The sequence below is a fragment of the Altererythrobacter chaiwopuensis genome, from assembly GCF_054957735.1.
The window spans coordinates 1821255-1847265 of record NZ_JBTXJF010000001.1; the positions used below are offsets into that span (position 1 = coordinate 1821255).

Annotated in this window: 28 protein-coding genes and 1 riboswitch; of the genes, 15 read left to right on the forward strand and 13 right to left on the reverse strand. The window is 62.3% G+C overall.

Going from position 1 to position 26011, the window contains the following annotated elements; genetic code table 11:
* Positions 1-193: 193 nt before the first annotated feature.
* The 5 genes from ACX3VQ_RS08885 to crtY form a co-directional block, all read right to left on the reverse strand.
* A complete protein-coding gene (locus ACX3VQ_RS08885; RefSeq protein WP_462580562.1) occupies positions 194-2140 on the reverse strand; it encodes an acetyl/propionyl/methylcrotonyl-CoA carboxylase subunit alpha in 1947 nt (648 codons plus the stop codon).
* Positions 2141-2276: 136 nt separating this feature from the next.
* On the reverse strand, positions 2277-3266 hold the full coding sequence (locus ACX3VQ_RS08890; protein WP_462580738.1) for a phytoene/squalene synthase family protein: 990 nt from the start codon (positions 3264-3266) through the stop codon (positions 2277-2279).
* A gap of 11 nt (positions 3267-3277) precedes the next feature.
* Positions 3278-3859 carry an LOG family protein gene (locus ACX3VQ_RS08895; RefSeq protein ID WP_462570350.1) on the reverse strand — a complete coding sequence of 194 codons (582 nt, stop codon included), beginning with the start codon at positions 3857-3859 and terminating at the stop codon, positions 3278-3280.
* Positions 3860-4114: 255 nt separating this feature from the next.
* Positions 4115-5680: a phytoene desaturase gene (locus tag ACX3VQ_RS08900; RefSeq protein ID WP_462580564.1), complete on the reverse strand. Its 1566-nt coding sequence runs from the start codon at positions 5678-5680 to the stop codon at positions 4115-4117.
* Positions 5680-6873 carry a lycopene beta-cyclase CrtY gene (gene crtY / locus ACX3VQ_RS08905; RefSeq protein WP_462580566.1) on the reverse strand — a complete coding sequence of 398 codons (1194 nt, stop codon included), beginning with the start codon at positions 6871-6873 and terminating at the stop codon, positions 5680-5682. The genes ACX3VQ_RS08900 and crtY overlap by 1 nt, the downstream gene beginning before the upstream one ends.
* 132 nt (positions 6874-7005) lie before the next feature.
* Here crtY and ACX3VQ_RS08910 point away from each other — a divergent pair, with 132 nt between their 5' ends.
* The 3 genes from ACX3VQ_RS08910 (at position 7006) to ACX3VQ_RS08920 (ending at position 11283) form a co-directional block, all read left to right on the forward strand.
* Positions 7006-7923, forward strand: a complete 918-nt coding sequence (locus ACX3VQ_RS08910; protein ID WP_462580568.1) for a MipA/OmpV family protein — start codon at positions 7006-7008, stop codon at positions 7921-7923.
* Between the two features lie 79 nt (positions 7924-8002).
* Entirely contained in the window at positions 8003-9274 is a 1272-nt protein-coding gene (locus ACX3VQ_RS08915; RefSeq protein ID WP_462580570.1) for a metal-dependent hydrolase family protein, read from the forward strand.
* A gap of 185 nt (positions 9275-9459) precedes the next feature.
* On the forward strand, positions 9460-11283 hold the full coding sequence (locus ACX3VQ_RS08920; RefSeq protein WP_462580572.1) for a DUF885 domain-containing protein: 1824 nt from the start codon (positions 9460-9462) through the stop codon (positions 11281-11283).
* Positions 11284-11337: 54 nt separating this feature from the next.
* Here ACX3VQ_RS08920 and ACX3VQ_RS08925 read toward each other — a convergent pair whose 3' ends face one another.
* Positions 11338-12456 carry an NAD(P)H-dependent flavin oxidoreductase gene (locus tag ACX3VQ_RS08925; protein WP_462580574.1) on the reverse strand — a complete coding sequence of 373 codons (1119 nt, stop codon included), beginning with the start codon at positions 12454-12456 and terminating at the stop codon, positions 11338-11340.
* Between the two features lie 131 nt (positions 12457-12587).
* Here ACX3VQ_RS08925 and ACX3VQ_RS08930 point away from each other — a divergent pair, with 131 nt between their 5' ends.
* Both ACX3VQ_RS08930 and ACX3VQ_RS08935 read left to right on the forward strand, forming a co-directional pair.
* Positions 12588-14147: a flavin-containing monooxygenase gene (locus tag ACX3VQ_RS08930; RefSeq protein ID WP_462580576.1), complete on the forward strand. Its 1560-nt coding sequence runs from the start codon at positions 12588-12590 to the stop codon at positions 14145-14147.
* Between the two features lie 32 nt (positions 14148-14179).
* Positions 14180-14581 (forward strand): hypothetical protein, encoded by a 402-nt coding sequence (locus tag ACX3VQ_RS08935; protein WP_462580578.1) that lies wholly within the window; start codon positions 14180-14182, stop codon positions 14579-14581.
* A gap of 32 nt (positions 14582-14613) precedes the next feature.
* Here the strand turns inward: ACX3VQ_RS08935 and ACX3VQ_RS08940 are convergent, their stop codons facing one another.
* Entirely contained in the window at positions 14614-15429 is an 816-nt protein-coding gene (locus ACX3VQ_RS08940; RefSeq protein ID WP_462580581.1) for an amidohydrolase family protein, read from the reverse strand.
* Between the two features lie 69 nt (positions 15430-15498).
* Here ACX3VQ_RS08940 and ACX3VQ_RS08945 point away from each other — a divergent pair, with 69 nt between their 5' ends.
* The 6 genes from ACX3VQ_RS08945 to ACX3VQ_RS08970 all read left to right on the forward strand — a co-directional run bounded on the left by ACX3VQ_RS08945 (position 15499) and on the right by ACX3VQ_RS08970 (position 20321).
* Complete coding sequence (locus ACX3VQ_RS08945) at positions 15499-15942, forward strand: MarR family winged helix-turn-helix transcriptional regulator (RefSeq protein ID WP_462580582.1); 444 nt, start codon at positions 15499-15501, stop codon at positions 15940-15942.
* A gap of 143 nt (positions 15943-16085) precedes the next feature.
* The gene (locus tag ACX3VQ_RS08950) at positions 16086-16715 is read left to right on the forward strand and encodes a hypothetical protein (RefSeq protein WP_462580583.1); all 630 of its coding nucleotides are present in this window, start codon (positions 16086-16088) and stop codon (positions 16713-16715) included.
* A gap of 61 nt (positions 16716-16776) precedes the next feature.
* Positions 16777-16888, forward strand: a riboswitch (TPP riboswitch).
* A 37-nt stretch (positions 16889-16925) separates the two neighbouring features.
* Entirely contained in the window at positions 16926-18827 is a 1902-nt protein-coding gene (thiC, locus tag ACX3VQ_RS08955; protein WP_462580584.1) for a phosphomethylpyrimidine synthase ThiC, read from the forward strand.
* Positions 18828-18875: 48 nt separating this feature from the next.
* Entirely contained in the window at positions 18876-19394 is a 519-nt protein-coding gene (locus tag ACX3VQ_RS08960; RefSeq protein ID WP_462580585.1) for a hypothetical protein, read from the forward strand.
* Between the two features lie 184 nt (positions 19395-19578).
* Complete coding sequence (locus ACX3VQ_RS08965; protein WP_462580586.1) at positions 19579-19806, forward strand: AbrB/MazE/SpoVT family DNA-binding domain-containing protein; 228 nt, start codon at positions 19579-19581, stop codon at positions 19804-19806.
* A 116-nt stretch (positions 19807-19922) separates the two neighbouring features.
* Positions 19923-20321: a type II toxin-antitoxin system death-on-curing family toxin gene (locus tag ACX3VQ_RS08970; protein WP_462580588.1), complete on the forward strand. Its 399-nt coding sequence runs from the start codon at positions 19923-19925 to the stop codon at positions 20319-20321.
* Positions 20322-20489: 168 nt separating this feature from the next.
* On the opposite strand, the gene ACX3VQ_RS08975 is transcribed toward ACX3VQ_RS08970, so the two are convergent.
* Both ACX3VQ_RS08975 and ACX3VQ_RS08980 read right to left on the reverse strand, forming a co-directional pair.
* Entirely contained in the window at positions 20490-20915 is a 426-nt protein-coding gene (locus ACX3VQ_RS08975) for a hypothetical protein (protein ID WP_462580590.1), read from the reverse strand.
* Between the two features lie 99 nt (positions 20916-21014).
* Positions 21015-21149, reverse strand: a complete 135-nt coding sequence (locus ACX3VQ_RS08980) for a hypothetical protein (RefSeq protein ID WP_462570333.1) — start codon at positions 21147-21149, stop codon at positions 21015-21017.
* A 262-nt stretch (positions 21150-21411) separates the two neighbouring features.
* Here ACX3VQ_RS08980 and ACX3VQ_RS08985 point away from each other — a divergent pair, with 262 nt between their 5' ends.
* The 3 genes from ACX3VQ_RS08985 to ACX3VQ_RS08995 all read left to right on the forward strand — a co-directional run bounded on the left by ACX3VQ_RS08985 (position 21412) and on the right by ACX3VQ_RS08995 (position 22165).
* Complete coding sequence (locus ACX3VQ_RS08985; RefSeq protein ID WP_462580591.1) at positions 21412-21654, forward strand: cold-shock protein; 243 nt, start codon at positions 21412-21414, stop codon at positions 21652-21654.
* Between the two features lie 88 nt (positions 21655-21742).
* Positions 21743-21949 (forward strand): hypothetical protein, encoded by a 207-nt coding sequence (locus tag ACX3VQ_RS08990; protein WP_462570331.1) that lies wholly within the window; start codon positions 21743-21745, stop codon positions 21947-21949.
* Positions 21950-21970: 21 nt separating this feature from the next.
* A complete protein-coding gene (locus ACX3VQ_RS08995) occupies positions 21971-22165 on the forward strand; it encodes a hypothetical protein (RefSeq protein WP_462580593.1) in 195 nt (64 codons plus the stop codon).
* 37 nt (positions 22166-22202) lie between these two features.
* Here the strand turns inward: ACX3VQ_RS08995 and ACX3VQ_RS09000 are convergent, their stop codons facing one another.
* On the reverse strand, positions 22203-22661 hold the full coding sequence (locus ACX3VQ_RS09000; protein WP_462580594.1) for a YaiI/YqxD family protein: 459 nt from the start codon (positions 22659-22661) through the stop codon (positions 22203-22205).
* 278 nt (positions 22662-22939) lie between these two features.
* Between ACX3VQ_RS09000 and ACX3VQ_RS09005 the strand changes: the two genes are divergently transcribed.
* Positions 22940-23284 carry an HPF/RaiA family ribosome-associated protein gene (locus ACX3VQ_RS09005; protein WP_462580596.1) on the forward strand — a complete coding sequence of 115 codons (345 nt, stop codon included), beginning with the start codon at positions 22940-22942 and terminating at the stop codon, positions 23282-23284.
* Positions 23285-23315: 31 nt separating this feature from the next.
* Here ACX3VQ_RS09005 and ACX3VQ_RS09010 read toward each other — a convergent pair whose 3' ends face one another.
* The 3 genes from ACX3VQ_RS09010 to ACX3VQ_RS09020 form a co-directional block, all read right to left on the reverse strand.
* The gene (locus ACX3VQ_RS09010) at positions 23316-23960 is read right to left on the reverse strand and encodes a hypothetical protein (RefSeq protein WP_462580597.1); all 645 of its coding nucleotides are present in this window, start codon (positions 23958-23960) and stop codon (positions 23316-23318) included.
* A 90-nt stretch (positions 23961-24050) separates the two neighbouring features.
* Positions 24051-24857 (reverse strand): SDR family NAD(P)-dependent oxidoreductase, encoded by an 807-nt coding sequence (locus tag ACX3VQ_RS09015; RefSeq protein WP_462580598.1) that lies wholly within the window; start codon positions 24855-24857, stop codon positions 24051-24053.
* 14 nt (positions 24858-24871) lie between these two features.
* Positions 24872-26011, reverse strand: coding sequence for an acyl-CoA dehydrogenase family protein (locus tag ACX3VQ_RS09020; RefSeq protein WP_462580600.1), 1140 nt, complete (start codon positions 26009-26011; stop codon positions 24872-24874).

Genomic DNA, 26011 nt, shown 5'->3' on the forward strand with positions numbered 1-26011 from the left:
AATCCAGAGCGTATTGCGAACCGCTCTGCATTGGTTGGCCTCTGGCCTACTGCGTATCCGCTTACGCTCGCAATGACGAAAATAGGTGTCGGCATCTTCTCCCCTCCCGTTGGGGAGGGGCCGGGGGTGGGGGTTCGGCATTCACGGGCGTTGCACACCCATCCCCCAGCCCCTTCCCTCCAGGGAAGGGGGGTTAGGCTTCGCCCTCCTCCACCGGCACCACCTGGCACAACACCGCCTCGACCTGCACCTGCGAGCCGGCGCTAACCGAAAGCCCCTCGATCACCCCGTCGAAGGGCGCGGTGAGGGCGTGTTCCATCTTCATCGCTTCCAGCACCATGAGCCGCTGCCCGGCGGTGACGACCTCGCCTTCCGCGACATCGACCGCGATGACCTTGCCCGGCATAGGGGCGAGGATATCGCCGTCGTGGGCGTGGTGGTTTCCATCTCCCTCTTCGCGCGCAACAGTAAACAGGCGAGTGACGCCGTTTTCGCCAACTGCATAGCCAAAAGGAGTAGCTTCGACCCATAGGCTATCGTCAATCGACTGGTCAGCAAACTCGACGTCATACTCCTGTGCGCCGTCGCTTAGTCGGAGCCAAACTGGCTCAGCGTCACGATTCAGACGAAAGCCGACATTCGACCAAGGCCCTGCGTCGGTCTCCAGATAGGTTTCACGAATGGTGCTTGCTCGTCCGCCCAGCGCATGATCGACCGCCATGTGTGCAACCGACTGCAAGACCTTTTGCGATGCTTCGGATTCCGGAATGAATTTCTCGATACGATTGCCGATCAGCCCCGTATCCATTGATCCGTCCTCAAAGACCTTGTCGTTGAGAAGGCGATTTAGAAATCCGGCGTTCGACTTTACGGGCCAACATTTTGTGCCGCCTGTTGTAACCCGTAGGGCATCGATGGCGAACTCGCGGTCCCTTGCATGCACGATGAGCTTGGCAATCATTGGATCGTAAAACGGAGAAACTGAATCGCCTTCCTCCACACCGGTGTCGACGCGCGTGGTAAAAGTTCGACTGAGACCAAGAGGTAATTTGAGATAAGCCAACCGCCCCGTGCTCGGCAAAAACCCCCTTGCCGGGTCTTCCGCATAGAGCCGCGCCTCAATCGCGTGGCCGTTGATCGAAAGCTCCTCTTGGCCGAGCGGCAGCGGCTCGCCGCTCGCTACGCGCAATTGCCATTCGACCAGATCGACCCCGGTGATCTCCTCGGTGACGGGGTGCTCGACCTGAAGGCGCGTGTTCATCTCCATGAAGAAGATGCGGTCGGCGCGCAGGCCCTCTGAAGCATCGGCGATGAATTCCACCGTGCCCGCGCCCTCGTAATCGACCGCTTTCGCCGCACGCACGGCGGCGGCGCAGATCGCCTCGCGCGTCGCCTCGTCCATGCCGGGGGCGGGGGCTTCCTCGATCACCTTCTGGTGGCGGCGCTGGAGCGAGCAGTCGCGCTCAAACAGGTGGACGACGTTGCCGTGGGCATCGCCGAACACCTGCACTTCGATATGGCGGGGCGAGGTGATCCACTTTTCCAGCAGCACCTCGTCATTGCCGAAACTCGCCTTGGCCTCGCGGCGGCAGCTCTCCAGCGCGGCTGCGAAATCCGCCGCCGCATCGACCTTGCGCATCCCCTTGCCGCCGCCACCCGCGACCGCCTTGATCAGCACGGGATATCCGATCGCCTCGGCTTCCTTGGTCAGGCGCTCGACCGATTGATCCGCGCCGTCATAGCCCGGCGTCACCGGCACGCCCGCGCTGCGCATCAGCTGCTTGGCCGCGTCCTTCAGACCCATGGCGCGGATGCTGGCGGGCTTGGGGCCGACCCAGATCAGGCCTGCGTCGATCACTGCCTGCGCGAAGTCGGCGTTCTCGCTAAGAAAGCCGTAACCCGGATGGATCGCGTCTGCCCCGGTCTGCTGCGCAGCGGCGATGATCTTCGCGCCGACCAGATAGCTCTCCGCAGCGGGCGAGGGGCCGATATGCACGGCCTCGTCCGCCTGGCGCACATGCAGCGCCTTGGCATCGGCATCCGAATAGACCGCCACTGTGGCGATCCCCATGGCACGCGCGGTGCGGATAATGCGGCAGGCAATCTCGCCGCGATTGGCAATGAGGAGCTTGGTGATCATGGGAGCGAGTTAGAACCACTGCGCCAAAAAGAAAACCGTTCCTTCAACGTCATCCCGGCCTCCGAGCCGGGATCCCGCTTACTTCCTTCCTGGCGCAAGAAGCGGGACCCCGGATCAAGTCCGGGGCGACGATGTGCTAGCCATCCGCAAGATCGCTGCGCCGCCAGTGCGGCTGGTCACCAAGCTTGGGCGGGCGGTTCACCAGCGCCTCGACAAAAGCGATCGCCGCATGGCCGATCTTCTGCGCCTTTGACGTATAGACGCGGCGATCCCACGCCGCAGTGCCCCGCGCAAGCACCTTGCGCCCGATCGCGGTGTAGATGCGCGCGGCGGAAAGCACCGCCCAGCGGCTGCGAAACGGCAGGCGCGCTGCGCCAATGCGCGAGGATGCGGCGTGCACTTCCATCCGCCGCACCAGCCGCGCGGCCATGTCAGCCAGTTCCTGCCGGTGATGCGGCTTGGTGTGCTGGCCCGGCTCGATATCTTCCTCGACCAGCCATTCGATCGGCAGGTAGCAGCGATCCGCAGCGTCATCCTCCACCAGGTCGCGCGCGATATTGGCGAGCTGGAAGGCCAGGCCAAGGTCGCAGGCGCGATCCAGCGTGTCGGCATCCTCGCGCCTTACACCCATAACCAGCGCCATCATCACGCCCACCGCGCCCGCCACGTGCCAGCAATAGCGCATCAGATCCGCTTCGCTGCGCGGGCGCCAATCATCCGCGTCAAGCTGGAACCCTGCGATCACCGCTTCGGCATCCTCCATCGTCAGCCCGCATTCGCTGGCGACCTGGCCGAAAGCGTCGAAGGCGGGATCGGCAGTCGGCTGGCCATCGAGCGCGGCCTGCGTCAGCACACGGATATGCTTGACCCGCTCGCCGATGTCGGACTGCTCGCCCAGTGCACCGCCCATATCCTGCGCGTCGGTCAGGTCGTCGCAGCGGCGGCACCAGGCATAGAGCATCCACACCCGCTCGCGCGTGATGCGATCAAACAGGCGCGACGCGGCAGAGAAGCTCCTTGAGCCCTGCTTGATCGCCAAACGGCTTTTTTCGACCAGCGGTGCGCGGTGCCGCCCGCCGCCCGGTTCGCGCGGCGTATGCCGCAGCGTGTTTGCCGGGGCGAACATATTGGGCTCGCTCACAAATCCTCGGCCTTCATGCGGAAGATCGGGATGTGCGGCTGATAAGATGCCATCTTGTCGAGCAAATCGCCAAGGCTATCCGAATGAATCAGGATGTTCTGGTGCGCCGCGCGCACGAACCCGACCTCGATCATCTTTTCATTGAAGGCAATCAGATGGTCGAAGAAGCCGAACGCATTGAGCAGGCCAACCGGATCGGAATGATAGCCAAGCTGGGCCCAGCTCATGGCTTCCCACAATTCGTCCATCGTGCCGACCCCGCCGGGAATGGTCAGGAAACCGTCCGAAAGATCCGTGAAGCGCTGCTTGCGCTCATGCATCCCGGAAACGGTGATCAATTCCGTGCAATTGCGATTGGCGACTTCGCTGTTCACCAGCGCTTCGGGGATCACACCGATCACTTCGCCGCCCGCCTCCAGCGCGCCGCGTGCCACTGCGCCCATCAGCCCCAGCCGCCCTCCGCCATAGACCACGCCGATTTCGCGCAAGGCAAGCGAACGGCCGACCTCGTGGGCGAGTTCGGCGTAACGTGGATCTTGCGGCGTCGCGGACCCGCAATAGACAGCAATGCGATTCATATATCCTCCCCTGCAAGGGGAGGGGGACCATCCGCAGGATGGTGGAGGGGCACCATGGCAAGTTCCGTTCGTTGATTGCAAATCTCGCATACGCGCATAATCACCGCCTCGATATCTTCAAGCACCAAGATGGCCGGGATGCGCGTGGTGGCGATACCTCGCAGTCGCAGGAATTCGGACCGAGCAACATCCCTTCGCGCAGCGTGCCATGGCGCCCCTCCACCCCGCCGCTTCGCGTCGCGGTCCCCCTTCCCGTCACGGGGAGGATTTCGTTGCCAGATCCTCCAGCATCAAGCTTGCTGTTGCCTTGGCGCTGCCAACCACGCCGGGAATGCCCGCGCCCGGATGCGTGCCCGCACCGACAAGATAGAAGTTTTCGATCACATCGTCGCGGTTGTGGCCGCGCAGCCAGGCGCTTTGCCACAGCACCGGTTCGAGGCTGAAGGCGCTACCCAGATGCGCATTCAGATCGCTAGCGAAGTCCTTGGGCGCATAGCTGAAACTGGTCACGATCCGGTCATGGATATCGGGGATCAGCCGCCTGCCGACCTCGTCGAGGATGCGTTTTTCGAGCACCGGACCGATCTGGTCCCAATCGACCGCCAGCTTGCCCAGGTGGGCGACCGGCACCAGCGCGTAGAATGTGCTCTTGCCCTTGGGTGCCATGCTTGGATCGGTTACCGTGGGATGGTGCAGGTAAATGCTGAAATCCTGCGGCAGAACGCCACTGGTATAGATGTCATCCAGCAGGCCCTTATAGCGCGGACCGAACAGGATCATGTGATGCGGGATGCCGGGCCAGGTGCCCTCAAGCCCGAAATGGACCACGAACAGGCCAGGGCTGAAGCTCTTGCGGGAAAGCGACCTGGCATAATCATGCCCACGCTTGGTTCCGCTCAGGAGATCGCGATAGGAATGCATGATGTCAGCATTGCTGGCCACTGCATCGAAGCGCTGCTTCCACCCGCTGGCAGTCTCGACCTCGCTCGCGCGGCAGCCGAGCGTGTGCACCTGCACCACCGGATCGCCGAGCCGCATGGTGCCGCCAAGCCGCTCGAAATGGCGCACCATCCCCGCGATCAGGCGATTGGTGCCGCCGCGCGTCCACCACACGCCGCCATCCATCTCAAGCTTGTGGATCAGCGCATAGATCGCGCTGGTGGTCATCGGATTGCCGCCCACCAGCAGCGTATGGAATGACAGCGCTTCACGCAGTTTTTCGCTCTTCACGAAGCTGGAGACCATCGAATAGACGCTGCGCCATGCCTGTTTCTTCACCAGCGCGGGCGCCGCCTTGAGCATCGATTTGAAATCGAGGAACGGCACCGCACCAAGCTTGAGATAGCCTTCCTCATAGACTCCGGCCGAATATTCCAGGAAGCGCTGGTAACCCGCGACATCCGCCGGATTGAGCTTGGCAATTTCGGCATTGAGGCTGTCTTCGTCGTTCGAATAATCGAAGTTTGTCCCGTCGGGCCAGTTGAGCCGGTAGAACGGCATGACCGGCATCAGCTCGACATCTTCGGCCATGTTGTGCCCGCTCAGCTGCCACAGCTCTTTCAGGCAGTCAGGATCGGTCACCACCGTCGGCCCGCCATCGAAAGTGAAGCCTTCCTTTTCCCAGAAATAGGCCCGTCCGCCCGGCTTGTCGCGCGCTTCGATCACGGTCGTGGCAATGCCCGCCGATTGCAGCCGGATTGCCAGCGCCAGCCCCCCGAATCCGGAACCGATCACGCAGGCGCTGCGGCCCTCATAGCGCGCCGGATCAACCAGCGGTTTCGCTCTCAGCGGCGGCGTGAAAGGCGGGGTCTGCGTGGTCATCAGACTTTCTCCATGGCCAAGGGGTTACCCTTGCCGGCAAGCGCGCGGATTGCACGCGGGATAGGTACGGGCGGCTTGCCGATCAGGATGCGGGCCTTGTCAGGAAGCGTCGAGCGGCATGCGTAAAAGCGTTCGATCAGCCTTTCGGGCAAACCATAGAACCTTTGGAAAATGTCCACACGGCGATCAGGTTCCGCAGCCTTGAACAACATTCGGCCCAAGGCGCGGTAGATCGCCGTCTTGCGCCAGTGCGCGCGCGCGCGATTTTCGACGAAGGCAGCGAGCTGCGGCCCGGCGAGATCGCCGCGTGCAGCGATCGCCAGCGCGTTTTCGACCGCGATCGGAAGGGTGTAGCTGGTGAGCGGATGGGTGAAGCCGCCACGGGCGCCCGCCAATGCTACCCCGGGGACTTGCATCTGCTTGAGATAGGCGTTGAAATCGCCCCCGGTGATGACCGGAAGAACGCCGGTTTCATGGCCTGCATCCGTGCCATCGGCCCACCCGTGGCGCTCGGCATAGCGGTCAATCCGTCCCGAGAGCAGGCGAGGGTCGAATTCAGGGCTATCGGCGTAGTAAGTGTCTTCGATGAACAGCTCGTGCGCGGCAATCGGCAGGACATAGACGAAGCGATAGGCACCGCCATTGCCCACCGGGGCGTTCTGCGTGACGGCGGCGTCCATGATGACCGGGCGATTGATCCCGTGCGCAGCATCGAAGCTGATATGCCGGCCCATGAACACCTGCCAGCCGCCGCGCAAATGCGGTGTCGGGGCAAAGCCGCGGCAGTCGATCACTGTGCGCGCCGTAATGCGCTCGCCGCCGTCGAGCATGACGCTTTCGGCATCCACACTTGCCACGCTTGTGTTCAGCCGGATCGCGCCTTGTGGCAGCAGGCGCTGCAGCGCGAGGTGGAAATCTGCGCTGGTGAGCGAGCGGTAGCCGGTTCCAAGCACTCGGCGATAGGCGGGAAAAGCGACCTCATGGCCATTATCCCACTGCACCTGCCGAAAGGCTGCCAGCAGCGCCTCCCCCTCAGCCGAAAGGTCGCTGGCAAACCAGCTCCAGCGATGGTTGCCGCCCAGCATGGCGCCGCTCTCGATCAGCTCGATGCGGCATTCAGGCCGCGCGCGGATCAGCGCGAGCGCGATCAGCCCGCCGGCAAGCCCGCCGCCCACAATTGCCACATCGATCATGCGCCCGTTCATTACAATCCAGCCACTAGGGCAGCCAGGGTGATGGGGCAATCGCCTTGGTCGAGCTAGGCCATTGCGGAACGCAAGCAGACGCGGCACGTTGGCTAAGGGATTCAGGAGAATGTCCAGACCATGAAAATTCGCCTTTTGGCCGTGCCGCTTGCACTCGCCATGGTGGCTGCGCCGCTTTCAGCGCAAGCGGCCGGTGATGATGATGGCGCGCGCGGAGCGGAGCCTTCCGCCAGCCAGGAAGAAGGCCTAGCCCTGTCGATCGAGCCCCCGGCACGCCCCCGCTCGATCTTTGCGGGCAACTGGATCGCGCTGGGCGCGGGCTTCGTCTATGCCAATTCCTACAGCGGTTCTGACGAATCCCGCGTGTTTCCCGTGCCGGTCGTGGCCGGCAACTACAAGGGGATCGGGGTGCGTCCGCGCGCGGCCGGTCTGTCGTTCAATTTTCTCGAAACCATGCGCGGCGATGTGACTTTTTCCGCTGGCCCGATTTTCCGTTTCCGCAGTGATCGCACCGGAACCATCAAGGATGACGTAGTCGCAGCAGCTGGCAAGCTCAAAACCGCCATTGAACTGGGCGGGCAGGCGGGGGTGACCTTCAATGGTGTGTTCACCGGCTATGACCGCGTATCTGCCGGGATTGACGTGCTGTTCGACGTGGCCGGTGCCCACCGCGGCACAATCATCGATCCGGGCATCTCCTATTCGACCCCGTTGGGGCCCGGCGCGATTGTGGCACTGAGCGCGGGTGCACAATATGTCGATGGCGACTTCGCCGATTACTACTATTCGGTCACGCCCGCACAATCCGCCGCCAGCGGCCTGCCCGAATTCGATGCCGATAGCGGCTGGCACAAGGCCGGAGTTACGCTGGCGACGGGCTTCGACCTGAATGGAAACTTCCGCGACGGCGGGCTGATATTCGGCGGCGCGCTGGGTTATCGCCGCATGCTTGGCGATGCCGCAGCTACGCCGTTTACAAGCCTGCGCGGCGATGCCGACCAGCTCACCGCAATCTTCGGCGTGGCTTACGTATTCTAGCCTGAAACCTCGGCACAGGACCGACTTGCGTTCCGCTCCATCTGCGGGCATCACTGCCGGCAAATCGAGAGGAAAACCGATGAAATTCATCACCATGCTTGGTGCGGCAATGGCGCTGATAGCCAGCCCGGCACTGGCCGATACCACCGTCATCCACGCCGGATCGGTCATCAGCGACGCCGCTGCCGAGCCCAGCGGACCCGCGACAATCACCGTTACCGCCGGGCGCATCATCAGCATCGAGGCGGGGCACCAGCCGTTCGAGGATGCCGATCGCTATGTCGATCTTCGTGGCAAGACAGTGCTGGCGGGCCTGATCGATCTGCACACGCATATCTCAGGCGATCCCAGCGGCGATTATTGGCGGGCGGCGGTGGATCCGCCTGAATGGTATTCGATGGTGGCGGCCAAGAATGCGCGCATCACTGCGCTTGCGGGCTTTACCACGGTGCGAGATCTGGGCTCGCGCAGCGACCAGGTGACTCAGGCGCTGCGCCGCGCAACAGAGCAGGGATTGGTTCCCGGGCCGCGTATCGTTACCTCGGGGCGGACCATCGCGATCGTCGGCGGGCATGGCGATACCAGCGGTTTCCGCAAGGAAGTGAATGATGCGCTTGCCAGCGGTTTCACCTGCACCGGCGCGGACGAATGTGCAGAAAAAGTGCGATTGGCCTCGAAATACGGGGCTGACCTGATCAAGATTACCGCCACCGGCGGGGTGCTGTCGCAACAGGGGCGCGGGCTCGAGGCGCATTTCTCCGACGAGGAAATGCGCAGCATCGCGCGTACCGCGCAATCGCTGGGGCTCAAGGTGGCCGCCCATGCCCACGGCGCGCGCGGGATCGAAGCAGCCGCGAGAGCCGGGATCGATACGATCGAACACGGCACCTATATCGATGAAGCTGCGGCTAGGGCGATGCGCGAAAACGGCACAGTACTGGTTCCCACGCTGATGGCATTCCAGGCCATCAGGACCAATCTGGGCACGGGTTTCTACACTCCGGTGGTGGAAGAGAAGGTGCGGGCAGTTGCGCCCTTTGCCGAAAGCATTGTCGAGCGCGCGCGCAAATGGGGGGTGAAGATTGCTTTCGGCACCGACGCGGGCGTCTTTCCGCACGGCCGAAATGCAGGCGAGCTGGCGCTGATGCGCAAGGGCGGGATGAGCGACCGCGAAGTGCTGGCCAGCGCCACAACCACAGCGGCAAGCGTGCTGGGGATGGAGCAGGAAATCGGCCGGCTCGCCCCCGGATATTCGGCCGATATCATCGCGGTTACAGGTAACCCCCTGGCCGATGTCAGCCTGCTGGAAAATGTCGACTGGGTGATGGTGCGCGGCCGGGTGATCGAGTGAAACCCGGCGCGGCCTTTCAGCCGGGCCCGCTTGATCCGGAGTTTTGGCCCCGTGCCGTTCATCGAACGGGCATGCAATTCATAGAGCAGCGGGTGGCCGACGCGCGCCACTTCGTGAATTAGACGCGCCATGCAATGCTGCCATGCCCGAGTGGCGGCGATTTTTGACATAACAGGGGTGCATTCATGAAATTCATTCGCCCGTTCCTGCTCGCTACCGCCGCAATTGCCATGCCGGCGGCGCCAGCTGCCGCCGACCACCATGGCGGACAGGCAGTTGCCGCCCCGGCCAGCGAACAATCCGAACATGACCAGCTCCACGCCCTGTTCGCGGATTCCGATGCGCGCGAGCTGGCGCTCAATCCGCTTGGGCGGCTTTTCCGCGGCGATGACAAGGATGCGGGCCGGCTTGGCGACTATCTGACCGATGCCCAGTTCCTGGCCAGCCGGACCGATACCCAGCTCAACCTTGCGCTGCTGGCACTGATCGACCGCACCAAACTGAACCAGACTGACCAGCTTGCCTATGACGTGTTCAAATACCAGCAGGAACAGGCGCTGCGCGGCCAGACCGATGAGCTGCGCGCGCTGACCGAGGTCCGCCCGGTCAACCATTTTTCGGGCTTCCACACTTTCTATCCCACCTTCGCCAGCGGGCAGGGCGCGGCGCCTTTCAAGACGCTTGCCAATTACGAAGACAACCTGTCCCGTCATGACGATTACATCGTGATTACCGACCGTGCGATCGGCAAGTTCCGCGAAGGCATGAAGAGCGGGGTGCTGGAAACCCGGCTGACCATCGACCGGGTGATCAAGCAGCTCGATACACAGCTCGCCATTCCGGTGGAGGATTCGCAGTTCATGGGGCCGCTCAAGGTCTTTCCGGACGGATTCTCGCAGGCAGACAAGGATCGCCTTGCCGCCGCTTACAAGGCCAAGACCAACGACATTTACAAGGCGCATGAGCGGCTGCGCGATTTCCTGCGCGACGAATATCTGCCGGTCGCGCGCGAAAACGTGGGCCTCAGCCAGATGAAGGGCGGCGAAAAGCTCTATGCCCTGATGATCGAGCAGACCACGACCTTGCCGCTAACCGCCGATTACGTGCACAATCTCGGCCTGAGCGAAGTGGCCCGGATCAAGGGCGAAATGGAAAAGCTCAAGGCGGAGGTCGGCTTTGCCGGCACACTGAACGAATTCTTCGACTTCGTCCGCACCGACGCGCAGTTCAAGCCCGAAAGCCGCGAAGCGCTGACGCAGAGCTATTACGATATCGGCAAGCAGGTCGATGCAAAGATCGGCGAATATTTCTCGCTGCTTCCCAAATCCGAGCTGAAGATCCAGCCTTATGACCCGGCGATCGAGCAGTTCAGCGCCGGCGGCTCGTATCAGCAGGGCACGCCCGACGGCTCGCGCCCGGGCACCTTCTATTTCAACGCCTATGACCTGCCCAGCCGCCTGACCACGGGCAATGTCACGCTGTATCTGCATGAGGGCGCGCCTGGGCACCATTTCCAGATCAGCCTGGCGCAGGAGAACGATGCCCTGCCAGCGTTCATGCGCTTCGGCGGCAATACCGCCTTTGTCGAGGGCTGGGCGCTATATGCCGAAACGCTGGGCTACGAGATGGGCTTCTTCGACGACCCATGGAACCGTTATGGCACGCTGCAGGACGAACAGATGCGCGCCATGCGCCTGGTTGTCGACAGCGGCATCCATGCCAAGGGCTGGAGCCGCGAACAGGCGATCGACTTCATGCTGGAAAATTCGGGCATGACCCGCACTGAAGTGGTGGCCGAAGTCGAACGCTATATCGCCATCCCCAGCCAGGCGCTGGCCTACAAGATTGGCGCGCTCAAGATCCAGGAACTGCGCCAGCGGGCGGCACAAGCGCTGGGCGACGGGTTCGACATCAAGGAATTCCATGCCCAGGTGCTGAACACCGGCGCGCTGCCGCTGGCGGTGCTGGAGGAGAAGATCGACCGCTGGATCGCGGCGAAGAAGGGGTAGCGCCATCGCCGCCGGGGTGGCGGGATCGGTGACGCAAACCCCGGCGCAGCGCGATCAGGCCAGTGCTTCGGCCAGGTTCTCGTATCCTGCCACGAAATCCTGCTTGAACTGCTGCACCACCTGCCCGGCAGAGGTCACTTCGCGCACCAGCCCCACGCCCTGGCCCACCCAATAGGAGCACAGCTCGCGCGCCTTGGGGTTGCCGTTCACCGCCGCCTTGTCGATCGCGCGCAGCGCCGGTTCGGACAGCAGCATCATCAGCGGCATGGGCAGCGCGGGCAGGCCAGCATCTTCCCACATGGCGTGCCAGCCGCTGCGCAGCTGGCGGCTGTATTTGCCGGTGCGGTGCTTGGAACGGATCGTGTCGCGGCTGGTGGCAGCAACCATCTTGTCGCGGAACACCTCGTTCGTTTCCGCCTCGCTCGTCGCCAGCCACACGCTGCCGCACCAAGCGCCCGCAGCGCCCATTGCCATCATCCCGGCCATTTGCTTGCCGTTCATGATGCCGCCCGCCGCCAGCACTGGAATGTCGGCACCGGCCTGCTCGATCGCCTGCAGCACTTCGGGGATCAGCACGATGGTGGACACCTCGCCGCAGTGTCCGCCGCCTTCGCCGCCCTGCGCCACGATGATATCCACCCCGGCCTCGATCTGCTTCATGGCATGTTCCTTGGCGCCAACCAGCGCCGCCACCGGGATGCCGTGTTTCTTGCCCGCCGCGATCATCTGCGGCGGGGCGGTGCCCAGCGCGTTGGCGATCAGGCGCACGGGGTGATTGAAGCTCACCTCCAGCAGTTCCTGCCCCAGCGATGTATTGGGCCGCTGCGACCCGCCAAGCGGCGCGGCGGCATCTTCGCTGATCCCCGCCTCGCGCAGGATCTGCCGGGTGAAATCGCGATATTGCTGCGGGATCGCCGCGATGACCTCGTCTGCCGTCACCGAATGGTCGACCGCCTGCACCTCCGGGATCAGCACGTCGACACCGTAAGGCTTGCCGTCGATGTGATCGTCGATCCACTGCAGCTCTACCTCAAGCTGCTCAGGCGTGAAGCTTACCGCGCCCAGCACGCCGAAACCACCCGCGCGGCTGACGGCGGCAACCACGTCGCGGCAATGCGAAAAGGCAAACAGCGGGAATTCGCAACCCACCATCTCGGTCATGCGGAACGGCATCGTTTTTCTCTCCTGTGGCAATTCGTTCTATCCATAGCGCAGCCTGCCGCAAGCGCGACCTGCCACAATTGATTCTGGTCAATGAACCCCTGCATTATATGCTCCATCCTTGAACGTGAGAGGAGTGTGCCATGAATTCCATCGACCGCATCGAACCGAAGACAGAGACCCAGCACGTGGACGTGCTGATCGCGGGGGCGGGAATCTCGGGAATCGGCTCTGCCTATCACCTGCAGCACCAATGCCCGGGGAAAAGCTATGCCATCCTTGAGATGAAGGACACATTCGGCGGAACCTGGGAAACGCACAAATATCCCGGCGTGCGTTCGGACAGCGATCTTTACACCTTCGGCTATCGCTTCAAGCCGTGGGTGGGCGCACCGATCGCCAGCGCGGAGGAAATCCTCAAATATATGGGCGAGGTGATCGAGGAAAACGGGATCGGTGAGCACATCTTCTATGGCCACCGGATCACGCGCTGCTCCTTCTCGCGGACAAGCAATTTGTGGACGGTGGAGGCGGTCCGGCTGGCAGACGGGGCACAGCGCGTGTTCACCTGCAAATTCCTGTGGATGTGCCAGGGCTATTACGACCATGAAACGCCCTACATCCCGCCCGAATGGAACGAGCGGGGGCTGACGGATTTCAAGGGGGACTTCGTCCACGCCCAGCTGTGGGATCCGGATTATGACTATGCCGGCAAGCGGATCCTGGTGATCGGATCAGGCGCGACTGCGGCCACCGTGGTGCCCGAATTCGCCGATAAGGCCGCGCATGTCACCATGCTGCAGCGCTCGCCGACCTATTTCTATTGCAGCGAGAACAAGAACGAGCTGGCCGACCGGCTGCGCGAAATCGGCATTGACGAACCGACCATCCACCGCGTCGTGCGCGCGCAGATCATGCATGACCAGGATCTGATGACGCGGCGCTGCCAGGAAGAGCCGGACGTGGTGTTCGAAGAGCTGAAAGAACTGGTGCGCGCCTTTACCGGCAAGCCCGATTTCGAGTTCGAGCCGCATTTCACCCCCAAATACCGGGTGTGGCAGCAGCGGCTGGCCTTCTGCCCCGAAGGCGATGTTTTCCGCGCCGCGGTGGCAGGCAAGCTGACGGTCGTGACGGACGAGATCGAACGCTTCACCGCAAAGGGCGTGCGCACCGCCTCGGGCGAGGAGATCGAGGCTGACCTGATCGTGGCGGCAACCGGTTTCCGCCTGTCGGTGATGGGCGACATCCCCTTTGTCGTCGATGGCGAACCGGTCGACTGGCACGATACCGTCACCTATCGCGGGATGATGTTCACCGGCGTGCCCAACATGGCGTGGGTGATGGGATATTTCCGCGCCAGCTGGACCTTGCGGGTCGATATGCTGGGCGATTTCGTTTGCGCGCTGCTAAACCACATGGATGAGAAACATGCCGCGCGGGTCGAAGTGGCACTGCGACCCGAAGATGAGGGTATGGAGCTTCATCCCTGGATCGAGCGCGACAATTTCAATCCCGGCTATCTGATGCGCGGGCTCGACAAATTGCCGCGCCGGGGTGACAAGCCCGAATGGCGGCACAACCAGGATTACTGGCGCGAAAAGGACGAGATACCCAGGATCGATCTCGATGCACCGGAATTCGTCTATAGCGGCCCGTGCCGTGAAACTGCTGACAACATCGATATGGAACTGGCGGGCGGATAATCGCCGCAAGCCGCAGGGGGAGGATACAGGCGATGGACAGCACCTTCGATCCGGTCGCGTGGAGCGCCACGCTGCTTGGCGTCTTTGCGATTGCAGTTGCGGTTGGCGCGCTGAGAACGCCGGGCAAATGGGCGCAGATGGTGCTCGAAATCGAGGAATCGCCCGCGCTGCAATTGCTGTGCGGCTTTGCCGAACTGTTCATCGGCGCGGCGATCTATCTCATCAATCCATGGGATTCGGCTGACCTGCTATCGATGCTGATGAAGGCTATCGGCGGGCTGATGATGGCCGAGGCGCTGGTGGTGATGGCGATTTCCGATCTCTATTTCCAGACCTGGCTCAAGAATCTGGCGGCGATGCGCCGCGGCTGGCCCATCGCGACGCTGGTGATAGGCGCGGCGCTGGCGGGCGCGGGGATGCTGCGCTTCGTGTGAAGTAAGGTCTGCCGCGCACTGGAGACCTGACCTTAGCCAAGTTTGAATACGCGGCGGGCATTGCCGGAGAGGAATGCCTCGCGGTTCTCGTCATCGAGGCCCAGTTCGTCGAGCTTTTCAAGGCAGCGCGCAGGCGATAGCATCGGCCAATTGGTACCGAACATCACCCGGCTGCGCCCCGGCCCCTTCATATACTCGACAAAGGCAGGTGGCAGGCGGTGCACCGCATAGGCCGATGTATCGACATGGAAATTGGGGAATTTGATCGTCATGGTCAGCAATTGGTCGATCCACGGGAAGCCGACGTGGCCGCCAACAACCACCAGTTCCGGGAAATCAAGCATCACACGCTCGAGATAAGGCAGTGGCCGCCCGGTTTCTGATGTCAGCAGCGGGCCGGTATGGCCAATTTGGGTGCAGAAAGGCACGCCAGCATCCACGCATGCGGCATAGATGGGGTAATATCGCCGATCGTCGGGGGTGAGTTCCCACAGCCATGGCACCACGCGCACCCCGACAAAACGCTTGCCATCCACCCATTTGCGGATTTCGCGCACAGCTTCCATCGGCCTGTTCAAATTTACACTGGCAAGGCCGCGCAGCCTGCCCGGCGCGGTGTCGATCTGTTCGGAAACTTCCTCATTGCTGATCAGTGAGCCATTGGGGCCATACCATGCTGAAAGGATCGAAACATCGACGCCTGCCGCATCCATGGCGTCTACTGTTGATGCAACTGTCGGAAGAATACGATCGCTGTCCTGGCCGGTCCAGCGAAGCAGCGGTGCCAGCCATGGTTGTGCCGCCATCCGCTCAGTCGTGATTTGTGCCCAAACGTCAATCGCGCCCATGTTTCGAATCCTCATTGAATATAGTTTACTAGTGAAGTATATTTGCACTCGGGAATTGGGGCAAGGAAAATGAGCAAGCAAGGCACGGCCGCAGAAAGCCGCATTTTTTTCAACCTGCAACGCGCCGCGCATTCGCTGAAAAAGCGCGCTGATTATGCGTTGCTGGCTGAAGGTGAAATTACGACGGCACAGGCCGCTGCGCTGATGATCATCGGCCAGAGGGCGCCTGTCTCGCAGCGTGAGGTCGCCAGAATCCTGGAACAAAATGAGTCTGCGATGACAGCGATGGTCAGGCGGCTGATGGCGCTGGGCTATGTAGAGAGGCAGCGTGCGGCAGACGATGTGCGCAGATGGGATCTGTTGATCACGACGGCAGGGACCAATGCGCTCAAACAAGCCCGTGCAGCATTTGGCGAGGTAAATCGGGCGATTGAGGCCAGGCTGAGCCCGCATGAGATTGCCGAGCTTGCCCGCTTGCTGAACCTCCTGTCTGACCATGCAGATCAACCATAGTTCGATTTTAGTCCAGATCGCCCCGTTCACAGCTGAGTGAGCGCGGGATGCGCTTCGTTTAGCGATCAAATGGCAACACAAACCTGGTCAGGCAAAGCGTGCCAGTTATTGCGCTGCTGCGGCTGTGCTGGCAGCGTGGGGCAATGACACGCAAATCCACGCTAGTTGCCATGGCCCTGACCACTCTCGCCCTGCCGCTTGCTGCCTGCCAGACGATGCCCGAGGCTGATCCGCAGGCTCGTTTCTGGCAAGCACTGTCCAGCCATTGCGGCAAGGCCTATGCCGGGCGGCTGGTGTCTGGCGAGGAAGCCGATGCCGAAATGCGCGGCGCGGCCATGGTGATGGAGCTGCGCGAATGCAGCGCCGCGCGAATCGCCATCCCGTTCCATATCCAGCGTGCCGATGGCAGCTGGGATCGCTCGCGCACATGGCTGGTCACTCGCACCGCCTCTGGCCTCAGGCTCAAGCACGATCACCGGCATGAGGACGGCAGCCACGATGCGGTGACGATGTATGGCGGAGACGGCGCGGCTGGCGGCGGCACCTCGCGGGCGCAGGACTTCGCGGTTGATGCGGAAAGCGTGGCGATGTTCCGCGCCAACGGGCTTGACCGCTCAGTCACCAATGTCTGGCGGGTCGAGATCGACCCCGCAGGTGAACCCGGTGCGATTTTCGCCTACCAGCTGAGCCGCCAGCCACCCAACGCACGATTGTTCCGGGTGGAGTTCGACGCCACCCGTCCGATTGCGAATCCGCCCCCGCCTTGGCGCTGACGCAGGTCGGCTGAAAAGGTGCATGCGCCTATGGACCCGGTCAGGCAAAACGCCTAGACCACGCCTATCCCCGGGGAGCCAGCAGTCTGGCTGAGAGGTGTGGGTATGCTCCGCACGACCCGTCGAACCTGAACCGATTAGCATCGGCGGAGGGAGTGGATGGCGCGCGCATTCCCGCCACCACTCTCCCGCTGTGAGGAGAGTTTTCACATGGCCGACATCAACAGCAAGCTCGAAATCGGTGTCACCGCCGGGCCGATCCGCGGCAGCCGCAAGGTGCATGTGGGCGCGCGTACCGGCAGCGGCATCCGGGTTGCCATGCGCGAGATCGACCTTGAGGGCGATGAGCCCAGCCTGCGGGTCTATGACACCTCCGGTCCCTATACCGATCCTGAGGCAACCATCGACATCCAGGCCGGCCTGCCCGCGCTGCGGCGCGAATGGATCATGGCGCGCGGCGATGTCGAGCAATATGACGGGCGCGAGGTCAAGCCGGAAGATAACGGCCAGCTGGGGCCTGATCGTTCGGGCGGCGTGCCCCCGTTCCCCAATGTGGTGAAGCGCCCGCTGCGCGCCAAAGCCGGGGCCAACGTTAGCCAGATGCACTATGCCCGCCGCGGGATCATCACGCCTGAAATGGAATATGTCGCCGAGCGCGAGAATCTGGGGCGCGAAACGGCGAAGGAACTGATCGCGGCCAATCGCGAGTTCGCGCAAAGCTGGGGCGCGCAGATCCCCGATCTCATCACGCCGGAATTTGTGCGCGACGAGGTGGCGCGGGGCAGGGCGATCATCCCCTCCAACATCAACCACCCCGAGTCAGAGCCGATGGCGATCGGGCGCAATTTCCTGGTCAAGATCAACGCCAATATCGGCAATTCGGCGGTGGCGAGCGACGTTGCAGCCGAAGTCGACAAGATGGTGTGGTCCACCCGCTGGGGCGCGGACACGGTGATGGACCTCAGCACCGGGCGCAACATCCACGACACGCGCGAATGGATCGTGCGCAATTCGCCGGTGCCGATCGGCACCGTGCCGATCTATCAGGCGCTGGAAAAGGTTGGCGGCGTGGCCGAGGAGCTGACCTGGGAGATCTTCCGTGACACGCTGATCGAGCAGGCCGAGCAGGGCGTCGACTATTTCACCATCCATGCGGGCGTGCGCCTGCCCTATGTGCCGCTCGCGGCCAAGCGCGTGACCGGCATCGTCAGCCGTGGCGGATCGATCATGGCGAAATGGTGCCTGGCGCATCACAAGGAAAGCTTCCTCTACGAGCATTTCGACGAGATCACCGAGATCATGAAGGCCTATGACATCGCCTATTCGCTGGGTGACGGTCTGCGCCCCGGCAGCATCGCCGATGCCAATGACGAGGCGCAGTTTGCCGAGCTCTACACGCTGGGCGAGCTCACCCACCGCGCCTGGAAACAGGATGTGCAGGTGATGATCGAGGGGCCGGGCCATGTGCCCATGAACAAGATCAAGGAGAACATGGACAAGCAGCTGGAGGTGTGCGGCGAGGCACCCTTCTACACGCTTGGCCCGCTCGTCACCGATATTGCGCCGGGATATGACCATATCACCAGCGGCATCGGCGCGGCGCAGATCGGCTGGTACGGCACCGCCATGCTCTGCTACGTCACGCCCAAGGAACACCTCGGCCTGCCTGACCGGGACGATGTGAAAGTGGGCGTCATCACCTACAAGCTCGCCGCCCACGCGGCTGACCTGGCCAAGGGGCACCCGGCGGCCAAGCTGCGCGACGATGCGCTGAGCAAAGCGCGCTTCGAATTCCGCTGGCGCGACCAGTTCAACCTGTCATTGGACCCGGATACCGCCGAGCAATATCATGACCAGACCCTGCCCGCAGAAGGCGCCAAGACCGCGCATTTCTGCAGCATGTGCGGGCCGAAATTCTGCAGCATGAAGATCAGCCAGGACGTGCGGGACTTCGCGAGCAAGCAGAACCAGGGCGCGGACGGCTTCATCGCCAGCATACAGAGCGGGGCCGAAGCCGCCGCCGCGAGCCGCGAGGCCGCGCTGAAGGGAATGGCGGAGATGGCGGAGAAATACCGCGACGGCGGGGATCTGTATGTGAAGGCGGGGGACTAACCTACCCCCATCCGTTCACCCCGCGCCCGCCAAAGGGACATCGACCATATGAAGCAAATTCTTATCCTTGTGCCAATCGCCCTGCTGGCGGCCTGCAATTCGCAGCCATCCAGCGAAGCTGATCCCGCCGCAGATGGCGGTTCTGCCACCACCACGCCCGCTCCACCGCAGGCGGACCAGCCATTGCCCCCGGAGCAACCCGCCGCCTGGAATCTCGCCACGAGCGATGAAGGCACGGTGCTGCTGTTCCCGGCCACGGGCGATGCGGTGATCAGGCTGTTCTGTCCCGCCCGCAAAGGCGAGATTCTCGTCAACGTCCCCGCTCTCCGCCCGATCGGTAGCGAGGAGCGGCTGAGCTTTGGCAGCGGCGGGAACGTCGAGGCACTGGTCGCCGATACGCGCGGTGACAGCCAGCGCGGCGGCGTGAGCGGCACCGGCGCAGTGCCGGACAATCTTGGTGCGCTGATCGGCGGGCCGATCTCGGTCAACTATGGCGCGCAGAACAGCGGCCCGCACCCGGCACCACCACCAGAGCTTGCCCGCGCCTTCATCGCCGCCTGCGGCTAGAGATGGAATGCTCCATCGCCAGCATGCAGGGCGGGGCCGATGCTGCCGCTGAAGGGCATGGCAGAGATGGCGGAGAAATACCGCGACGGCGGGGATTTGTATGTGAAGGCGAGTCACAATGAATGCGAGCGGCGTACAAGTCGCCACGCTTGCTCCTCTCGCCACCTTCCGTTATAACACTCGTATGAACAAGCCTCTCAAAATTACCAAGATCGGCAATTCCGCCGGGATCGTCCTGCCCAAGGAATTGCTTGCACGCCTGCGCGTGGGGCTGGGCGACGAGGTGTATGTTTCCGAAGCGCCCGATGGCATCCGGATCACCGCATCCGATCCTTCCTTTGCCGAGCAGATGGAAGTGGCCGAGCGGATCATGCGCGAGGATCGCGATATCCTGCGCGAACTGGCGAAATAGCGCCCGATTGAGCCTGCCATGCCCACCCCGCTGCGACTAGCCGCGCCCCGAAGCGAGTTCGGGCCTTGGCAAGTCTCGCTCCCCTCCCGCTTGCGGGAGGGGTTGGGGGTGGGCGCGTGAACGGCAAACCCATCCGCCTCGAACCCGTCTGGCTCACGGCCAAGCTTGCCGTTGCGATCCATGACCGCCAACTCTCCGAACATGGCGGACCGTCCGGTGTGCGCGATGCCGGTGCGCTCGAAAGCGCGCTGACGCGACCCAGAAACCGGTGGGAGTATGGCGAAAACGATCTGTGTGTGCTCGCCGCCGCTTATTCCTTCGGACTTGCGCGCAACCATCCTTTCACTGACGGCAACAAGCGTACAGCATGGGTGCTGGCGCGCAGCTTTCTGGCCCTGAATGCGGCCGAACTGGCGTTCGACAAGATCGACGCATTGCGCCAGGTCCAGGCCCTTGCCGCCGGCGAGCTTTCCGAAGACGAACTGGCCGACTGGTTCCGACTGCACCTGGCGTGAAGAGAACTGGACCCCGGCCTGCGCCGGGGTGACGAAGTGGCACGATAGGCTTTCCTACACGCCCCCATCGATGGCTTATCCTCACAGACCCTAGAGTTACACAATGCCGCTATTTACCTTTGGACCGTGTTCCATGTGTTCCATCGTGCAGGGCTGCGCCCCGCACAGCTACGCGGTGCCGGTGAAGTATCGCACCATGTCGAGCGCATCGACTGCCAACGAAATGCCGTCCACCACCAGATAGGCGATCAGATATTTGCCGAAGGTCGATGCCGGGTCGGCAATGTCCCTGCGCTTCATCAGGATCCAGCCATAGACCGGGGTCCAGAACACCAGATGCGCCAGGCCCAGCAGGCGGACATAGCCATATTGATCGTAGAGCCAGTTCATCAGCATCGCCGCGCCGAAAAAGGCACCCAGAATGGCCAGCGCGGGCCAGCAGATCTTCCACGCGCCGCTATCGCCACGGCGGGCAACGAAGAACACCGCCGCCAGATTGACGGCCATCAACAGGCCGATCCATGCCTGCAGCCACAGTGGCTGCTGCATCATCGCCTCAGCGAGGGTGGGGGCGAGGGTTGTGCTATCATTCATGGTGCGACCGCTTTCGGCTGGGCGCGACTACGCGCGCGATTGAAGGCGGCACCTTATCCGCCGCACGAAGCAGGTCAATCGGCGGTCTGGGTGCTGAACCTAACCGTTCTTCATATTTTCCAGGCCCTTGATCCCGCCCGGTTTCAGGCTGGGCTGGCTGGCATTCTGTTTAGGCCCCTTGTCTGCTTTGGGTTTTCGGATTTCCCGGCTTTTCTTGCGTTGACCCTTGGCCATCACGTTTTCCAATCAGGGCGGAATGCCCCATTACGTCTATATATGCAGTGTAGAATTGTGTCCAAACAAAACATCGGCGAAAAGAAATAATGAATCTTAATTGGTTGAAAGTCAGAAATAAATGATTATATATTAAAATGCTACCAGTCGTGAACGACGGTTATTAATACTGCAAAGTATTACCTCCTTTATTTTCCGCCTCTTAGCACCGTGCACAAACGGCCGCTTTTGGCCGCCTGCATGTGACAAAAGGAACTTTATCATGGCCCATTTTGGCAAGATCAAATCATATGACAGCGGCAAGGGTGCGGGCCTGATTACCCCTGAAAAGGGCGGCGATGCACTGCCGTTCAACAAGTCCGACCTGCAGCAGCAGGGCCAGGAACCCAAGATCGATCAGCGCTATGGTTATGAAACCAAGCAGGTCGATGGCGGCGTAAGGCATGCTGTGAGCCTCCAGATGGAGCAGGGTCAGAAGGAACAGGCCAGCTCGCCGCGGGCCTAATGTTCAACGCTGGCCGGGGCCGCTGTGACCAGTGTCCCCGGCTTGCGCTGTGAATCCTCCTTCATCCGCCTGCACCGGAGCCAGCATCATGGACCTTAACGAACTGCTTCATGCCCACCAGGTCGCCGCCATGCGGGCGAGCGAGGCAGTTGAGGCGGGAGAGCGCCAGACGCAGTTTGATATTATTGCAAGCTATGCGGAGCGTATCCGCGAACACCGTATGGCGAACGGCGTTCCCGATACCAGCATCCCCTTTCTCGATGGCGAAACGCCGCGATCGGAACTTGCCCCGTGACCATCATCCGGAACTTGCCCCGTGACCATCATCAAGGCCGCCAGCATCGCTGATTGGGAAGACGAGGGAGGCGCATTGAGCGCCTTTGGAGGTGCCCTGCCGGAAGGAATCACCACGAAGCTTGTCCGTGAATACAGGGTTGGGACGTACCGTTATACCGATCTGTCCCACGCGATATCCGAACGAAACCGCCAGGCGCAATCAATGGCTGGCTGAACGGATTTCGAACCACCATTTCCATCAGCCATTTCCATCAGCGCCCCAGCTTTACCAGCACCTTGTCCAGTTCCTGCAGGAATCGTGACCGGTCGGCTTTGCTGAACGGCGGCGGACCGCCACCGGCACCATCCATTCCGGCGCGCAAATCTTCCATGATCGCGCGCGTCGCAATCGCGCCGCCAATGCTGGCGGCGTCGAACGCTTTGCCGTTGTGCGCAAGCACCTTTGCGCCCGCCTTCAGGCACCGTTCGGCCAGCAGGATATCGGCGGTGATCACCACGCTGCGCGCGTCGGCCTGTTCGGCGATCCAGTTGTCCGCAGCATCGAAGCTCCCATCCACCACCACGCGTTTGGCCCGCTCGTTATCAGGAATCCGGAACGGGCTGTTGCTGACGATCCGCACTTCCACCCTGTGGCGAGTGGCCACGCGGTAGATTTCTTCCTTTACCGGACAGGCATCGGCGTCGACGAGAATGGTGACAGGCGCGGGCATGGCAGTAGGGCTTTAGCCTTGTGGGGGCCGATACCCAAGCTTTCCTACGCGCGCGAAATCTGGCCTAACCTGCGGCATGGAATGTTCGCAACGTGCTCCCATTATCCGCGCCCTTTCCATGCGCGTTTGGCCACGTGGTTTTTCTTTCCTTTGGAGCGTGTTCCATGTGTTCCATCCTGTAGGATTATCTGGCTGCGCCGCGTCCGATTTCGCTGGATTTGGCGGCGCCAATCCCCATCTTGAATCAAGGAAGAAACGATAAGAGAGGAGCATCCCCCATGCAGTTCCAGTTCAATTCCGATTCCAGCGTGATGGGCACAGAAAATGTCGCGGAAAGGATCGAGGCGTCGGTTCGCCACCGTCTAGAGCGGTTCGAGGATCGCCTGACCCGGCTCGAAGTTCATGTCAGCGACGAGAACGGGCGCAAGGGCGGGGCGGATGACAAGGCCTGCACCATCGAGGCGCGCCCGCGCGGCAGCAAGCCGATCGGCGTTACTGCACATGCTGCCGATGTCGACACTGCAGCGCGGCAGGCTGCGGGCACGCTGGCCCAGCGGCTTGAACGGCATTTTGGCAAGGCTGAACGGCACAAGCACGATCCCTCGCCCGACAAGGTGATGTAGCGCGCGTGGCGCCTGGGGACTTCCCCCCTAGCTAGATCTTGTTGCTTTGCTCAAGCTGATCGAGCAGCTCTTCGACCTGCTGTTCGATAATGGCCGAACTGTCGCCGCCGCCATAGCTCAGCAGCCCGCTGGAGAAAGTGGTGCCGAACGTATCGGCCAGCGATTTGGTCTGCAACACACCAGAAGCGAACTCGCGCGTGGTGAGCGATTCGAGCGGGTGAATGAAGGTGCCCCACACCAGCTCTTGCGCCACGGCATAGCGGGCATCGAGCGCGGTATCGAAATTGGCCTGGAGCAGGCGCAGCAGTGCCTCTTCGGGCAGGGCTTCGGCCAGCGAGACGGGGGTGAGAATGCGCATGCGATCGTTGACCGGATCGGTCACCACCAGGATCTGCACCTCATCGATCGCAAATTGCCAGTTGTTGGCCTGGCGCTGCGCATCGGGATCGAGCGCTTCGATCACCTCGGCGATCCGATCCAGCGCGGCGCGCCGTGCGGGCTCGATGTCAGCCGGGGCCTGGGGCGCTGTCTCTTCGCTCTGGTCGGATGCCAGGTCCGAAAAATCATCGAGCTGGCCGCTGTCTTGCGCTGGCGCATTGTCCTGGCCCAATGCGGACGCTGCTGACGCCAGCAATGCAAGGCAGGCGGCAAAAGCCAGTGATTTACGACACACCATGATCAATCCCCCATGCTACATGGTGCCGGGCACCAGGGGCTGGTTCGCCGGACCGGAGGGAATTGTTACGTGCCGATCGGACCGGCCAGCCTATTGGCCCGATGGGTCAACGAAATTGCCCGCTCCGATATTGGCATTGACCACGCCGCCGTCGATCGGGATCGTGGTGCCCACCACATAATCGCCCGCGCGGCTGAGGAGGTAGATCGCGCCAGCGGCCATATCCTCGGTCACACCGATGCGGCCCGAAGGAATACCCTTCTCGACCAGATCGGCATTGTCGCGCGCGGCGCGGTTCATATCCGACGGGAAAGCCCCAGGGCCGATGCCGTTGACGATGATGTTTTCGCGGGCGAGCTCTGCCGCCATGCGCCGGGTGAGATGGATCAGCCCGGCCTTCGACGCCTGATAGGGATAGGTCGGCCAGGGGTTGGTCTTCATCCCGTCGATCGAGGCGATCATCAGCACCTTCGCCGGTCGCTCGGGCGTGGCCGCCGCCTTGAGCAGCCCGTGCAGCTTCTGGGTCAGGAAGAACGGTGTCTTGAGATTGAGATCGACCGTGCGGTGCCAGCCTGCCTCGCTGAAGTCATCGAAGGGTTCACCCCATGCCGCACCGGCATTGTTGACCAGTATGTCGAGCTTGTCCTCGCGCGCGGCGATTTCGTCGGCAAGCTGCTGGATCCCGTCCATTTGCGACAGGTCGCCGACCAGGCCGATCACCTTGTCGCCCAGTTCCGCAGAAGTCGCGTCAACCTGCTCTTTCTTGCGCGCGACGATATAGACCCGCGCACAGCCTGCCGCGAGCAGGCCTTCGACGATCATCTTGCCGATCCCGCGCGATCCGCCCGTGACCAGGGCGACGCGGCCATCAAGGCCAAAAAGCGATTTCAGATCCATGTCTTGTGTCCTTTTCAGTATCCGCTCAGTTCCGCTACGCGATTGGCGTGGTAATAGGCATCGCCCAGAAATTCCTGCAGCGCGCGGTCGCGCTTCATGTACAGGCCGATGTCATATTCGTGGGTCATGCCGATGCCGCCGTGCATCTGCACACCTTCACGCACCGCCAGGCCGGCCGCCTTGGCCACCTTGGCCTTGGCAACCGACGCCATCAGATCGGCCCGCTCGCTGCCCGCATCGAGCAATTGCTGCGCCTTGATCACCGCGGCCCGCGCGATCTCGACTTCGGAATAAAGATGCGCAGCGCGGTGCTGCAGGGCCTGGAATTCGCCGATCAGCCTGCCGAATTGCTTGCGTTGCTTGAGATAATCGATGGTCATGTCCATCGCGCCGCGAGCAACGCCAACACCTTCGGCTGCCGCGCCGACGCGGCCCGCCATCAGCAGCTTATTGAGTACCGCGCGTCCGCCGTCGACTTCGCCGATCACGGCATCGCCATCGAGATCGACATTGTCGAATGTGGTGTGCGTCGCCATCGAGCTGTCGACCAGCCGCACGGCATCATGGCTCATGCCTGCCGCGTCCCTGGGAACCGCGAACAGGGTAATGCCATCGGCGTCAGCATCGCTGCCCGATGTGCGCGCGGCGACCACGATCATGTCGGCGCTCGCCCCGTGGATCACGAAGTCCTTCTTGCCCGACAGCTTGAAACCGTTGCCCGATTTCTCCGCCTTGCAGGCAACCCGCTCTGGCCGGTGCTTGGCACCTTCGTCAATCGCGACGGCAAACACGCTATCGCCAGAGATAAGTCCGGGCAGGTAACGTGCGCGCAGATCCGCGCTCGCTTCGCTGAGTGCGGTTGCCGCCAGAACGGTGCTGGTCAGGAAAGGCGACGGAGTGAGATTGCGGCCGATTTCTTCCAGCACGATGCCAGCTTCGACATGGCCCATGCCCAGCCCGCCATCCTCCTCGCCAACGAGAATTCCGGTGAAGCCGAGCTCGGCCATCTGCTTCCACAATTCGTGGCCGAAGCCATCCTTGCAGCCCTTGTCGCGCCAGTGACGCAGCTGCTTGGGAATCGCGCCTTCCTCGGCCATGAACTGGCTGGCGGTTTCGGCCAGCATCGCCTGATCTTCGTCATGATAAAGCGGCAT

Coding starts and splice junctions, on each gene's coding strand:
- ACX3VQ_RS08885 (WP_462580562.1), bottom strand. CDS start 2,140: ATGATCACCAAGCTCCTCATTGCCAATCGCGGCGAGATTGCCTGCCGC.
- ACX3VQ_RS08890 (WP_462580738.1), bottom strand. CDS start 3,266: ATGTTCGCCCCGGCAAACACGCTGCGGCATACGCCGCGCGAACCGGGC.
- ACX3VQ_RS08895 (WP_462570350.1), bottom strand. CDS start 3,859: ATGAATCGCATTGCTGTCTATTGCGGGTCCGCGACGCCGCAAGATCCA.
- ACX3VQ_RS08900 (WP_462580564.1), bottom strand. CDS start 5,680: ATGACCACGCAGACCCCGCCTTTCACGCCGCCGCTGAGAGCGAAACCG.
- crtY (WP_462580566.1), bottom strand. CDS start 6,873: ATGATCGATGTGGCAATTGTGGGCGGCGGGCTTGCCGGCGGGCTGATC.
- ACX3VQ_RS08910 (WP_462580568.1), top strand. CDS start 7,006: ATGAAAATTCGCCTTTTGGCCGTGCCGCTTGCACTCGCCATGGTGGCT.
- ACX3VQ_RS08915 (WP_462580570.1), top strand. CDS start 8,003: ATGAAATTCATCACCATGCTTGGTGCGGCAATGGCGCTGATAGCCAGC.
- ACX3VQ_RS08920 (WP_462580572.1), top strand. CDS start 9,460: ATGAAATTCATTCGCCCGTTCCTGCTCGCTACCGCCGCAATTGCCATG.
- ACX3VQ_RS08925 (WP_462580574.1), bottom strand. CDS start 12,456: ATGCCGTTCCGCATGACCGAGATGGTGGGTTGCGAATTCCCGCTGTTT.
- ACX3VQ_RS08930 (WP_462580576.1), top strand. CDS start 12,588: ATGAATTCCATCGACCGCATCGAACCGAAGACAGAGACCCAGCACGTG.
- ACX3VQ_RS08935 (WP_462580578.1), top strand. CDS start 14,180: ATGGACAGCACCTTCGATCCGGTCGCGTGGAGCGCCACGCTGCTTGGC.
- ACX3VQ_RS08940 (WP_462580581.1), bottom strand. CDS start 15,429: ATGGGCGCGATTGACGTTTGGGCACAAATCACGACTGAGCGGATGGCG.
- ACX3VQ_RS08945 (WP_462580582.1), top strand. CDS start 15,499: ATGAGCAAGCAAGGCACGGCCGCAGAAAGCCGCATTTTTTTCAACCTG.
- ACX3VQ_RS08950 (WP_462580583.1), top strand. CDS start 16,086: ATGACACGCAAATCCACGCTAGTTGCCATGGCCCTGACCACTCTCGCC.
- thiC (WP_462580584.1), top strand. CDS start 16,926: ATGGCCGACATCAACAGCAAGCTCGAAATCGGTGTCACCGCCGGGCCG.
- ACX3VQ_RS08960 (WP_462580585.1), top strand. CDS start 18,876: ATGAAGCAAATTCTTATCCTTGTGCCAATCGCCCTGCTGGCGGCCTGC.
- ACX3VQ_RS08965 (WP_462580586.1), top strand. CDS start 19,579: ATGAACAAGCCTCTCAAAATTACCAAGATCGGCAATTCCGCCGGGATC.
- ACX3VQ_RS08975 (WP_462580590.1), bottom strand. CDS start 20,915: ATGAATGATAGCACAACCCTCGCCCCCACCCTCGCTGAGGCGATGATG.
- ACX3VQ_RS08980 (WP_462570333.1), bottom strand. CDS start 21,149: ATGGCCAAGGGTCAACGCAAGAAAAGCCGGGAAATCCGAAAACCCAAA.
- ACX3VQ_RS08985 (WP_462580591.1), top strand. CDS start 21,412: ATGGCCCATTTTGGCAAGATCAAATCATATGACAGCGGCAAGGGTGCG.
- ACX3VQ_RS08990 (WP_462570331.1), top strand. CDS start 21,743: ATGGACCTTAACGAACTGCTTCATGCCCACCAGGTCGCCGCCATGCGG.
- ACX3VQ_RS09000 (WP_462580594.1), bottom strand. CDS start 22,661: ATGCCCGCGCCTGTCACCATTCTCGTCGACGCCGATGCCTGTCCGGTA.
- ACX3VQ_RS09005 (WP_462580596.1), top strand. CDS start 22,940: ATGCAGTTCCAGTTCAATTCCGATTCCAGCGTGATGGGCACAGAAAAT.
- ACX3VQ_RS09010 (WP_462580597.1), bottom strand. CDS start 23,960: ATGGTGTGTCGTAAATCACTGGCTTTTGCCGCCTGCCTTGCATTGCTG.
- ACX3VQ_RS09015 (WP_462580598.1), bottom strand. CDS start 24,857: ATGGATCTGAAATCGCTTTTTGGCCTTGATGGCCGCGTCGCCCTGGTC.
- ACX3VQ_RS09020 (WP_462580600.1), bottom strand. CDS start 26,011: ATGCCGCTTTATCATGACGAAGATCAGGCGATGCTGGCCGAAACCGCC.